The organism is Anaerostipes amylophilus, from assembly GCF_025567365.1.
Lineage (GTDB): Bacteria > Bacillota > Clostridia > Lachnospirales > Lachnospiraceae > Anaerostipes > Anaerostipes amylophilus.
The window spans coordinates 69,388-82,615 of sequence record NZ_JAOQJG010000002.1 but is presented as its reverse complement, the minus strand read 5'-3'; the positions used below and the strand labels follow the sequence as shown (position 1 = coordinate 82,615).

Here is a 13,228-nt window from a genome sequence, read left to right as displayed (position 1 = left end):
AATTACTCTCCTAATTTCATACCTGCTTCTACCTGATATCCAAGTAAAAATGCCTGTACCTGCATACGTTTCTTTCCTGCCAGCTGAATCTCATGAAGTGCAAGATCGTTGCTTCCTGTCGCCACGATGATCTCTTTCTTTGTCACTTCGACGATCGTTCCTGGTTCTTCTTTGCTTTCTCTGTCTAACACATCTGCTTCCCAGACTTTCATTGTTTTTCCATCAAGAGATGTATAGGCACTTGGCCATGGATTCATTCCACGAATAAGACATTCGATCTCTTTTGCATCTTTTGTAAAATCGATCTGTCCCATATCTTTGCTTAACATCTTAGCATAACAGCTTTCTTCGTCATTTTGTTTCTTTCTGACCGCAGTACCATCTTCTAATTTCTTTAATGTCTCCAATAATAAGTCTGCCCCTAATACCATGAGTTTATCATGCAGAGAACCTGCTGTTTCCTTCTCGTCTAACACAACTTCTGCTTTGTCGATCATGTCTCCAGTATCAAGACCTTTTTCCATATACATCGTTGTGATTCCTGTCTTTTCTTCTCCATCAAGGACTGCCCACTGAATTGGTGCTGCTCCTCTGTATTTTGGAAGAAGTGATCCATGCACATTGATACATCCGTATTTTGGAATATTTAAGATGCTTTCTGGCAAAATCTGCCCATAAGCTACGACTACGATCACATCTGGATTGATCTTCTTTAATTCTTCGATAAATTCTTCATCTCTGGCTCTCTGTGGCTGATAAACCGGGATGTCGTATTCAACTGCTTTTTCTTTCACTGGAGGAAACTGCATTTTCTTTCCGCGTCCTCTTTGTTTATCCGGCTGTGTCACAACGGCAAGCACTTCATGGTGATCGATCAGTGCCTGCAAGGTTGGTACTGCAAACTCCGGAGTTCCCATAAATACTGCTCTCATCTTATTCTACCTCTTCCATTGTGATGTCTCTTGCTGGTTCTTCTGCTACATCTGGGTATAAAATTCCATCTAAATGATCTGTTTCATGACAGATTGCTCTTGCAAATAAACCAAATCCTTCGACTGTGATCGGGTTCATATCTTCGTCAAATGCTTCACAGATAACGTGGTCTGGACGTTTTACAACGGCTACTTTTCCTGGAAGACTTAAACATCCTTCTTCTCCAACCTGTTCTCCTTCTTTTAATGTGATCACTGGATTTACAAGTGTTACACATTCTCCTTCTTCTCCTGTGTCGATCACTACGATTCTCTTTAAGATTCCAACCTGCGGTGCCGCAAGTCCAACTCCCATTGCCTCATACATTGTGTCATACATATCCTCTACTAATGTATGCATTCTTGGTGTCATTTCCTTTACTTCTTTGGATGTCTTTCTTAAAATGTCATCTCCTAATACTCGAATCTGTCGAATTGCCATAATTTTCTCCTTTTCTTCTTGTTAACAACTATATGTCTTAATACCTATTTCTTGGTTAATAACTGTTCATCGGGTTAAAATCAAAATTAACCAGTAATTTCTTTCTGATATTGTTCAAGTCAATCCACTGCTCCAGACGATTCTTTGCCTTTACCAGTATCTCGTAATCTTTATTCTTAATATAAATAACCTTGCGGTATTGATCATTGATCTTGCCAAATCCTGCCTCACTCGGTCCGATCACCATAAGATCCATATGCTTTGCAACTTCTGCCATCGCATCCATTACTTTATCAAGCCATGCCTTATCTTCTCCTGATGCAAATACAACTAACATCTGCCATACCGGAGGGTATTTCATCATCGTACGATATGCGATCTCTTCATTATAAAATGCATGATAGTCCTGTCTGGCTGCCGTCTGAATGCTGTAATGATCTGGTGAATACGTCTGGATCACAACTTCGCCCGGCTTGCTTCCTCTTCCTGCTCTTCCTGCTGCCTGCGTAAGAAGCTGAAAGGTTCTCTCCCCGGCTCTGTAATCATTTGCATGCAGTGAAAGATCTGCTGCCAGAACTCCAACTAATGTTACATTTGCAAAATCATGCCCTTTCACGATCATCTGTGTTCCAACTAAGATATCTGCCTCACCATCGGAAAATGCTGATAGTATCTTTTCATGACTGTTTTTTCTCTTCGTTGTATCCATGTCCATTCGAAGAACTCTTGCCTGTGGAAATTCTTTATAAAGTGCTGCTTCTACTTTCTGAGTACCAAGACCAAATGTTCCAATGTACGGACTTCCACATTCTGGGCAGACTTTCAGCATCGGCTGTTCATACCCACAATAATGACACCGAAGTCTGCCATCTCTGTGATACGTCATCGAAATATCACAATGTGGGCACTCCATCACATGGCCACAGCTTCTGCATGAAACAAATCCTGCATATCCTCTGCGGTTTAAAAACAACATGATCTGCTCACCTTTATCCAGACGGTCTTGTATAAGATCTCGTAATCTTCTACTAAACATGCTGCGGTTTCCAGCCTTTAGTTCTTCCCTTAGATCTTCTATATAAACCTTTGGAAGAACTGCTTCTTTAGCACGTTTAGTAAGTTCCCATAAACGGTAAGTTCCATCCTGTGCATGTTTATAACTGTCCATAGATGGTGTTGCTGAACCAAGGATCACAGATGCACCTTCCATCTGTGCTTTCTTGATCGCTACTTCTCTTGCGTGATATTTCGGCGTCTGCTCACTCTTGTAACTTCCTTCATGTTCTTCATCGATCACGATCAATCCCAAATTCGGAAATGGCACAAACAATGCTGATCTTGGTCCAATAATCACATCAATATCCCCACGTTTTGCACGCAGCCATTGATCGTATTTCTCTCCCTTTGATAACCTCGAATTCAAGATTGACACGCGGTCACCAAAACGCTTTGTAAATCTTGTTACTGTCTGATACGTCAATGCGATCTCGGGGATTAAGACAATTGCCTGTTTTCCTTTCTTGATCACTTCTTCAATCGCTGCAAGATATACTTCTGTCTTTCCACTTCCTGTAATTCCATGTAAAAGATATGTTTTGTAATTCTTCTTCAAAAAATCTTCTCTGAATTCATCGATCAATTCCTGCTGCTGTTCATTTAATGTAATCTCTGTCTGGGAGTATGCTGCATTGAATTGTCCCGGACTTCGATAATAATATTCTGTCACAACATGGAGAATTCCTTCTTTCTCCATGCTGTCCACTGTACTTTTGGAAATCTTTAAGTCTTTTGATGCCATCTCCCATGAAATCTTATGATGATCTAGCAATGCTGCCAAAAGTCTTGCTTTCGCCACATAATGCTTACTAAAATACTCCTCAAGCATCGCAGGTCCATGTACTGCATCCATGGTCAGTTCAATATATTTTCTTGCTTTTCTTGCAACTTTCTCTTGTACTGGAAGAACTGTTTTTAGTGCCTGAATCATTGTTGATCCATAATTCTCCCGAATCCACGCTGCAAGCTCTATCATCTTCGCTTCCACGCCAACATGGTCTGTCTCGATTCTTATGATCTCCTTGACTTTACTCTCATCGTAGTTTACAGTTCTTGAAAGATTGACCACATATCCTGTCTGCTCCTTATTAGAACGTCCAAATGGGACAACGACCTGCTGCCCCACTCGAATATCCTGAATCAAGGAAAAAGGCACTTTGTAGGCAAATACCTTATCCAGTGCCTCATGAGAAATATTAATGATAATATCCGCATATAACTTTTCCATAGACTATTTGATAACGTGACCTTTCTCTCTTAAGACTTTCACCACTTTATCTACTTTCTCTCTGCAGATCTCATGGCTTCTTGCCTCAACCATAACTCGTACTAGTGGTTCTGTTCCACTTTCACGTACTAAGATTCTTCCCTCATCTCCAAGTTCTGTTTCCACTTCTTTGACTGCCTTCTGCACATCTTCATCTGCCTGTGCTGCTGCTTTATCTGTCACACGGACATTTTCAAGAATCTGTGGGAAGATCTGTACTGGTTCTGCTAACTGTGCAAGTGTCTGTTTCTGTTCGATCATTGCTTCCATGATCTTAATAGATGTTAAGATACCATCTCCTGTTGTTGCGAACTTACTGAAAATGATATGTCCAGACTGTTCTCCACCTAATGCATGTCCGTTCTTGACCATATTTTCATTGACATATTTATCACCAACAGCTGTCTTCTCATAAGAGATTCCTGCTGCATCAAATGCTTTATATAATCCTAGGTTAGACATCACTGTTGTTACAACTGTATTGTTATTTAATTCTCCATGTTTCTTCATGTATTGTCCGCATACATAAAGGATCAGGTCTCCATCAACAACCTTACCATTCTCATCAACAGCGATACAACGGTCAGCGTCTCCGTCATATGCAAACCCTACGTCTAAATGATTCTCTTTGACATATCCCTGTAAGATTTCGATATGTGTAGAACCACAGTTTGTATTGATGTTTGTTCCATCTGGTTCGTTATTGATCACATGTGTTTCTGCTCCAAGTGCTTTAAATACATTCTCAGCGATTGCGAAAGAACTTCCGTTAGAACAATCTAATCCGACTTTCACACCTTTAAATGATCTTGTTGCAGTTGAGATCAGATATCCGATGTAGTGGTTTCTTCCTGCTGCATAGTCTTTTGCACGACCGATTTCTTTCTTGGTTGCAAATGGAAGTTCTTCGATCTCTCCATCGATGTATGCCTCGATCTTCGCTTCGACTTCTGCTTCCATCTTATGTCCTTTGGCATTGATCAGTTTGATCCCATTGTCATAGTATGGATTGTGGCTTGCTGAGATCATGATACCACAGTCAAATTGTTCTGTTCTTACGACATAAGCAACACTTGGTGTTGTTGTTACATAAAGCATATAAGCATCAGCACCAGATGCAGTCAGTCCTGCAACTAGTGCATTCTCGAACATATAACTGCTTCGTCTTGTATCTTTACCAATGACGATCTTTGCTCTGCTGCTTGACTTCTGATTAAAATACCATCCGATGTAACGTCCTACTTTATATGCATGTTCTACAGTTAAATTTATATTTGCTTCTCCACGGAACCCGTCTGTTCCAAAATATTTTCCCATCTTACAAACTCCTTAAATAATTCCTGATTATTTTTTTGCTAATCTATAGTATAACATGATTCACAGTTCCTATCAAATATAGAATCTATGAACTTTTTCTTAAATAATATAAAAGAGAACTCAGATCAATTCTATCTAAGTCCTCTTATGAAATCTTTATTCGTCTATTTCTTTTTGAAGTCCTGGAAGTTCTTCTCTTGTCGCAATTCCTGACTCCAATGCATTCTCACGCATAACTTTATAAAATTCTGCCCATGTCACATTTATGTATGGACCCACATAAAAGATTTGAACAATTCCAAGTGTGATAAAAGATAAAAACTCCCATCCGATAAAAGAAAGATCTAACACAAATGCGTCCCCTTTCTGTCCATCCATCATCTGTTTACTTAATTCAAAAGCCCTTTTCCTTGAAATCTGTGGATTTTCTGCAAGAATATACGGAATCATTTTATATTCATAACTTTTTACAATTCCTGGTATGATCAAGCATAGCATCCATAATAATGTATACAAATCTCTCAAAAAAATCGTTACAACATTCCTTAAGTAAGCCCCATTACGAAATCCATCAATAATCCATGCAATCCTTGTTTTATGTTCACTGTTTTCTTCATAGAAACGGCATCCGCCAACTTCAAATAAATTACCAACAAAAATCCGAAACAACAATCCAGCACTAATAACTATCATTATCAGGATCAATAGAAATGATGCATACATTCCTGCGTATACTGGTCCTATTAATTTTTTATAAATCATATCACCGGTAACCCCAAAAAGTGAAAACAACATTTGCATCAAAGTTGCAGATGCATCACCATTTCCAGCTACTGCATTACTTCCATCTTGTAAAGAACCATTTCCAGCTGTATTGCTAAATCCTCCTGTCAATGCTGTAACTACAAGTGTTGCCAGCACAACGATCCAGTAATTGCGATGCAATGCCGCCTTTCCTCGTTCCTTTAATTCACCTCGTGTCCACATAATCAATCACCTGTCCCTTTCCTAAATTGTTTTGATCATAAAACTAAATTTATCATAACATAAAAACAGCACATCTGCTATAAAAACAAATGTGCTGTTTCTTCATTTTATTTATTAAGAGAATTTATTATTTTACAAATTCTTTTACTTTGGCAGCGATACTGTCACCATCTAATCCGAATTCTTTGATCAGTTCTACTGCTGGTCCTGAATGTCCAAAGACATCATTAACACCAATCTTTAATACAGGTGTTGGAAGCTGTTCAGATAATACATCACATACAGCACTTCCTAATCCACCGATCACTGAATGTTCTTCAACTGTAACGACTTTTCCTGTTTCTTTTGCTGCTTTTAATACAAGCTCTGTATCTAATGGTTTTACTGTAGCCATATTGATCACCTGAGCGTTGATTCCTTCTGCCTCTAATTTTTTAGCTGCTTCTAAGGATTCAGCAACACAAAGTCCGTTCGCGATGATCGCTACGTCTGTTCCTTCTTTTAAAACGTTACCTTTACCAATCTCGAATTTGTAATCTTCATCGTTGATCACAGGTACTGCCAGACGGCCAAATCTCATATAGACTGGTCCTTCCATAGCTGCTGCTGCTTTGACTGCTGCTTTTGCTTCAATATCATCAGATGGAACGATAACTGTCATTCCAGGGATTGTACGCATTAGGGCGATATCTTCACAGCACTGATGTGTTGCACCGTCTTCACCTACGGAAATACCACCATGAGTCGCTCCGATCTTAACGTTTAAGTGTGGATATCCAACAGAGTTTCTTACCTGTTCAAATGCACGTCCAGCTGCAAACATAGCAAAACTACTTGCAAATGGAGTCATTCCTGCTGCTGCAAGTCCTGCAGCAATACCGATCATATTGCACTCTGCGATACCACAGTCAATATGTCTTTCTGGAAAAGCTTTTTTAAACATTCCTGTTTTAGTTGCAGCGGCTAAGTCAGCATCTAAAACTACAACATTAGGGTTTTCCTGTCCTAATTCAACTAAAGCATTACCATAGCTTTCTCTTGTCGCAATCTTCTTTACTTCTGCCATCTTACTCGCCCACCTTTTCTAATTCTTCCAGTGCCTGTTTACATTGTTCATCATTTGGTGCAGAACCATGCCATGATACCTGGTTCTCCATGAAAGATACACCTTTACCTTTGATCGTCTTCATAATGATCGCTGTTGGTTTTCCTTTGCATTCTTTTGCCTGTTTGAATGCATCTGCGATCTGATCAAAGTCGTGACCATCAATTTCAACCACATTAAAGTTAAATGCTTCAAATTTAGCTCCGATTGGATATGGAGAGTTTACTTCATCGATTGGTCCGTCAATCTGTAATCCGTTGTTATCAACGATCACTACTAAATTATCAAGTTTTCTTGATCCTGCAAACATTGCAGCTTCCCATACCTGACCTTCCTGGATCTCACCATCTCCAAGAAGTGTATATGTACGATAATCTTTATTCTGAAGTTTTGCAGCAAGTGCCATACCAACTGCAGCAGAGATTCCCTGTCCTAAAGATCCGCTGGACATATCTACTCCAGGGATTTTCTTCATATCAGGATGTCCCTGTAAATAAGATCCGACATGTCTTAATGTTAACAGGTCTTCTTTAGGGAAGAATCCTCTTTCTGCTAATGTTGAATAATATCCAGGAGCTACATGTCCTTTGGATAATACAAAACGATCTCTGTTTTCATCTTTTGGATTCTTAGGATCAACGTTTAACTCAACAAAATACAGATATGTAAATAAGTCGGCTGCTGATAAAGATCCGCCTGGATGTCCAGATTTGGCAGCATGTGTTGACTTAATGATGCCTTTGCGAACCTCATTTGCTGTTTTCTTTAATTCTGCGGTTGTCATTGTATCTACCACCCTTTCTTATTCTCCGAATACTGCTTTATAATCTGCCTGGAATTTTTCGATTCCCTGATCTGTTAATGGGTGTTTCATCATCTGTTCGAATACATTATATGGTACTGTGGCAATGTCAGCTCCCATCTTAGCACATTCCATTACGTGGATTGGGTTACGTATACTTGCGCAGATGATCTGTGTATCGATATCTCCTGCTGCATCAAAGATTTCTCTGATATCTGCAATCAAGTCTAATCCGTTCTGAGAAATGTCATCTAATCTTCCTAAGAATGGAGATACATATGTTGCTCCAGCTCTTGCAGCTAATAATGCTTGGTTTGGATTGAAGATTAATGTAAGGTTTGTTTTGATTCCTTCAGAAGATAATACTTTTGTAGCTTTTAACCCTTCGATTGTTGTAGGAATTTTTACAACCATGTTTGGATGGATCTTAGCGATTTCTCTTGCTTCTTTGATCATTCCTTCTGCATCAGTTGTTGTAGCTTTTACTTCTCCACTGATCGCTCCATCTACGATAGTTGTGATCTCTTTGATAACATCATCGAACTGTCTTCCTGATTTTGCGATTAATGATGGGTTTGTTGTTACTCCACAGATAACTCCCATATCATTTGCTTTACGAATCTGATCTACATCTGCTGTGTCCACGAAAAATCTCATAACTTACTTCCTCCTAAAAACATTGTTTATTGTTGTTTGTTTTTGTTCGTTGTTTTGTTTCTGGCTTTATTTAACCATGGACAATGATGGTTGTCAAATCGCAAAACAAGGCATTTTTAAGCATTATGCGATGAATTTATTAATATTTTTCAACTTTATTAATAGTACCTTGTTTTTTTATTTTTTTCAAGATGATTTTTTTAATTTCTTTCAATTATAAAAAGCTTGATTTTCCTTGTTTTTTTTCAAAAAAATATGCTATGATAAATGTGGTTTTAATTAATAATTTATTTTTTATTAGTAATATTTCAAATTTTTATTAACAGTTATTAATTAATTAAAATAATTTTGATTAAGGAGGATTTTATGGGCTTAAAGAAGAAAGTTACAACCAAAGACATTGCAGATCATGTCGGTCTCTCACAATCTGCAGTCTCCATGATCTTAAATAATAAAAGCAATGTTTCATTTTCAGAGAGTACAAAGAAGAAAGTATTTGATGCTGCGAAAGAGCTTGGTTACCAAAAAAAGAAGAAACAAACAGAATCAAAAAACAAGCCTCTTTCTAAAGTTATTTTGATCATCTGTCCATTTTTATCAAATCACTATTATACAACTTTGATACATTCGATCACCGAACGGGCACATGATTACGGATATCTAACTTTTGTCGCACCAACGCTTCGTAATCCAAGTACCGAACAATATTATCTTGATCTTATGAAAAATGATCTTGATACTGCTGGAATCATTTATCTGTATTCAACTTCATTTCTTCCAGAAGTAAACGAAATGTCCAAACAGATCCCGATCGTTAATATCGGTGATAAAAATGATGAGATCACATTTGATTCGATTCATATCAGCAGTGTAAAACCTGCAAGACTTGTCGCAGAACATCTCATTTCTCTTGGACATCGTAAGATTACTTACATATCAACACCGATCACTGATATTGAGCGTTCCAGATCAAAACGTTATGATGCTCTTGTCGCTACTTTCAAAGAGCATGGATTTGGAGATGATTGTGTACAGATCCGTTCTCTTTCTCCTGGAGAATATAATCTGCTTTCTCCAAATCTTTTGGAATACTCCTCTGGGTATAATCTCACAAAGCAAATCCTCGAGGAAGGAACGGACTGCACTGCTTTTGTCGGATATAATGATATGGTAGCTTTTGGTATTTTGGATGCTTTATATGAAATGAAATACAAAGTTCCAAATGACTTTTCTGTCTGTGGTTTTGACAACGTTCCAATGGCTGATATGAATCGTATCTCTCTTACAACTGTTGAACATTCCATCGAAGCTAAGGGAAGGGAAGCTGTTGATATCATTGTTCGTATCCGTGATTCCAAGACAAAAAATCAACCTCGAAGTTTTGTCACAAAACTCGAGTTTGAACCATTTATCGTAAAACGAAGAAGTACGGGAAAAGCAAAAGGCTGATTTGATAGGCTTTCGTATATGTGACAAAAATAAGATAAGAATCAATATTTAAAACAACTGAACGCGATGCATTGGAATTTTGCCATATTTTGAACAAATTCCACCGCATCGCGTTCAGTTACTTATTTATTTTTTATCATATACTCGAATTCTACAGTTGGCCAACTCCAAATTAAACTTTCACTTCCCCCTTCAACCGATAACTATTCTTATAATGTTGAGAACTATTTCCTTTCACATTTGCATCATTTAAAATACATCCTGTGATCTGTGCTCCAGAACTTGAAAGGATTTCCATACCTTCAAGAATACGATCTGCTTCTGTATAATCCTGTCGGATAACAAAAACTGCACCATCCACATACTGTGCAACGATCGCTGCATCTGATAACATGGCACTTGGTGGTGTATCAATCACTACAAAATCCGCTTTTGCTTCCAGTTCTTTTATAAACTGTCTCATGTTCTCACCGCTTAGGACAGTAGAAGTATCTTGAATTGGTGATGAACCTGCCAGTACCATAACACTTGTATCTTTATATGGCTGTACCGCATCTTCAATCTTGACTTCGCCTTTTAGTACCTGTAATGTTCCAAGTTCCTGCTCTTGCATTCCAAGAACTTTTGCTGTTGATGGATTTCTTAAATCGGCATCAACAAGTATTACTTTATATCCTTTCATAGCCAAAGATATCGCGATGTTTGCTGATACTGTAGATTTTCCCTCTCCTGGCATCGCACTTGTTACAAGAAATGACTTCATGCCTGTTTCTTTTTGTGCACGTTCAATTCTTCTTCGTACGGTTCTTGACGCTTCCAAAAAACTTCTTGGAAGTCTTGGATTGTCCAAAACGATCAGTTCTTCTACCTGGGTACGTTTCTTATGGAATTTCGCATGAGGCAGAACTCCAAGACTGTCTACATGGAATAAGCGTTTGAAGTCTTCTTCTTTCTTTACTGTATTCTTTCCCAGTGCAAGAAGTACATCTAAAAATACACATAAAAGGATTCCTATTGCAGCACCGATCTCCAGCTCATGCTTATAACTAAATGGGTTTGCAGGTGCTGTTGGAACTCCGCTTTCATCCATCAAAGTCAGCTGGGAACTTCCGATAACAAATTCTGCAACTGACGGATAATTCTTAACAACGGATTCTAAAACTTTCTGAGCAAGTTCTGGACTACTCTCTGTAACTTTTAATGTAAATAAGTTTGTATTCTCCATAACCTCCGCTTCAATTGTTCCTGGAACTGACTGCATTCCAAGGTCCTCGGCTAATACCTGTTTAAACGCTCCGCTTTGCAAAATATATGGAAATGACTTTGCCATCTGATTCGCTGTTGCATTTTCTATATAGGTATTAGAATTCTCTGATGAAATACTAGAACTGATCGTAAATGTTGACGATGCAATATAATATGGAGAATATGTAAACCTTTTATATCCACAGAAAATTACACCACATACTATGATCGTGATCAGAAATTTAAATTTCAACTGAAATGCTACTTTTACCAGATCATCAAATAGTCCGGCAATATCGATCAGATTCTCCCTATTCTCTCTATGTTCTGCATAATCTTTACTCATCTTCTTTCTTCACCTGCCGTTCTGTCACTGAATCTTTGTTATGTTGTTCCTTCTGTTCTTCTTGCTTGCTTTGTCTACTACTTCTTCCATAGCCGTAACCATAGCCATATTTACCGCCATAACCATATTTATTTCCGTAGCCATACCCGTAACCATAACTGCTTCCACTTCCATATGCATAACGATATCCATAATTTCTTGCTGTTTGTGCGATTCCATGGAATACATCATTATATACACATCCAAGCATCGTTCCTTCTCCTGAATTCAGGATGCTGATTGCCTCATTGATATCTTTTACAAGGGCTGTATGCTGGCGTACTACCAGGATTGATGCATCTGCATAATCTACAAGTTCTTCTGCATCTGCTGCCTGTGACATTGGAGGTGTGTCAATGATCACATAATCCAGTCGTTCTTTGAAGAAATCTACAATCTTATAAAACATATCCGATGCGATCATTTCTGTAGAATTCGGGTAGATCATAGTTCCTGTAACCAAAAGTAACTCTGACTTTGCCAGTGCATGAACCAAATGGTCTGACTTTTCATTTCCATTCAGCACCTCACCAAATTCCTGTACTTCTTCTGGTGCAAGTCCAAAAATCTTATACTGTGATGGTTTTCTTAAATCTGCATCGATCAATAGCACTTTCTCTGATTCTTCTGCAAGTGCCAGTGCCAGATTCGCTGCCACAGTTGATTTTCCTTCATTCTCTTCTACACTGGCTACAAGAAGGGTTTTCGCCTGCTTATCTTTCATCTTACTACTGACTTTTCGCGCCAGTTTCTTCATATCTTCCACATATTGAAAACTTGTTCCTGGATTTGTCAACAATACACTACTCTTTTTCCTGTGGATTCGTGCTTTCCATGACTTGTAAAGTCTCTCATGATAAAGTGTCTGAAGCAACGTTCCGTCCAGTTTTTTAGAAACTTCTTTGGGTTTTCTCACGGTATCCTTCAAAAATGAAATGATCGCAATCAACCCACATAGTGCTACTATTGTCATAACAAATGTTTTCTTCATCAATGCTGCTGGCTGAAATTCATTCACCGGACCGCTTGGGACGGTTGGATTCTGTAATACATCAAGTACAACTGTACCGATCAGCCGATTCGTGACAACGGAATAATTATTCATGATCGCTTTATTCAGACTAAATGCCATCTCTGGTGAATCTGCCTGTACCTTTAATACAAGAAGGTTTGTTTCATTGACAACTTCTGCCGAAGCAGTTCCTGGAAAATAATCCATATTCATCTCTTTGGCAACTTTTTTCTGTAAAATACTGCTATTTAAGATTTCTGAAAATTTTGTTGCCATCTCTGTCGTTGTGCTCAGATCAGAATATACACTGTTGTTACTTCCTTTGCTGCTGACAATAAATGTGCTGGTTGATTCATATTGCTTGTGATAACTTCTTCCTACATATACATAAGCCAACAGACTCATAGATGCGGCTAACAGCAGGATCACTACAATATATTTGCTGATATCTCTGAGAATGCTGTACAGATCTATATTCATTTCATAATCATTTACCGATATATTATGTTTTTCATTACTCATATCTCATCCTG

11 protein-coding genes are annotated in these 13,228 nt (G+C 38.3%); 1 reads left to right on the top strand and 10 read right to left on the bottom strand.

From position 1 onward, the window contains the following. Nucleotides 1-2: 2 nt before the first annotated feature. The 8 genes from fmt to fsa all read right to left on the bottom strand — a co-directional run bounded on the left by fmt (nt 3) and on the right by fsa (nt 8,604). On the bottom strand, nt 3-932 hold the full coding sequence (gene fmt, locus OCV53_RS02905) for a methionyl-tRNA formyltransferase (RefSeq protein ID WP_055196518.1): 930 nt from the start codon (nt 930-932) through the stop codon (nt 3-5). 1 nt (nt 933) lies between these two features. Further along, on the bottom strand, nt 934-1,413 hold the full coding sequence (gene def, locus OCV53_RS02900) for a peptide deformylase (protein ID WP_022374245.1): 480 nt from the start codon (nt 1,411-1,413) through the stop codon (nt 934-936). A gap of 55 nt (nt 1,414-1,468) precedes the next feature. Next, nucleotides 1,469-3,697, bottom strand: coding sequence for a replication restart helicase PriA (gene priA / locus OCV53_RS02895; protein WP_055196517.1), 2,229 nt, complete (start codon nt 3,695-3,697; stop codon nt 1,469-1,471). 3 nt (nt 3,698-3,700) lie between these two features. Beyond that, the gene (gene glmM / locus OCV53_RS02890) at nt 3,701-5,053 is read right to left on the bottom strand and encodes a phosphoglucosamine mutase (protein ID WP_055196516.1); all 1,353 of its coding nucleotides are present in this window, start codon (nt 5,051-5,053) and stop codon (nt 3,701-3,703) included. 156 nt (nt 5,054-5,209) lie between these two features. After that, nucleotides 5,210-6,040, bottom strand: coding sequence for a DUF975 family protein (locus tag OCV53_RS02885; protein ID WP_022374242.1), 831 nt, complete (start codon nt 6,038-6,040; stop codon nt 5,210-5,212). A gap of 127 nt (nt 6,041-6,167) precedes the next feature. Then, nucleotides 6,168-7,106, bottom strand: coding sequence for a transketolase family protein (locus OCV53_RS02880; protein ID WP_055196514.1), 939 nt, complete (start codon nt 7,104-7,106; stop codon nt 6,168-6,170). A 1-nt stretch (nt 7,107) separates the two neighbouring features. After that, nucleotides 7,108-7,929: a transketolase gene (locus OCV53_RS02875; RefSeq protein ID WP_055196716.1), complete on the bottom strand. Its 822-nt coding sequence runs from the start codon at nt 7,927-7,929 to the stop codon at nt 7,108-7,110. Nucleotides 7,930-7,947: 18 nt separating this feature from the next. After that, on the bottom strand, nt 7,948-8,604 hold the full coding sequence (gene fsa / locus OCV53_RS02870) for a fructose-6-phosphate aldolase (protein WP_055196513.1): 657 nt from the start codon (nt 8,602-8,604) through the stop codon (nt 7,948-7,950). Between the two features lie 366 nt (nt 8,605-8,970). Between fsa and OCV53_RS02865 the strand changes: the two genes are divergently transcribed. Then, complete coding sequence (locus tag OCV53_RS02865; RefSeq protein ID WP_055196512.1) at nt 8,971-10,053, top strand: LacI family DNA-binding transcriptional regulator; 1,083 nt, start codon at nt 8,971-8,973, stop codon at nt 10,051-10,053. Between the two features lie 172 nt (nt 10,054-10,225). On the opposite strand, the gene OCV53_RS02860 is transcribed toward OCV53_RS02865, so the two are convergent. Next, nucleotides 10,226-11,644 (bottom strand): tyrosine-protein kinase domain-containing protein, encoded by a 1,419-nt coding sequence (locus tag OCV53_RS02860; RefSeq protein WP_055196511.1) that lies wholly within the window; start codon nt 11,642-11,644, stop codon nt 10,226-10,228. Beyond that, a complete protein-coding gene (locus tag OCV53_RS02855; protein WP_055196510.1) occupies nt 11,637-13,217 on the bottom strand; it encodes a polysaccharide biosynthesis tyrosine autokinase in 1,581 nt (526 codons plus the stop codon). Before OCV53_RS02855 ends, OCV53_RS02860 begins: the two co-directional genes overlap by 8 nt. Nucleotides 13,218-13,228: the final 11 nt, after the last annotated feature.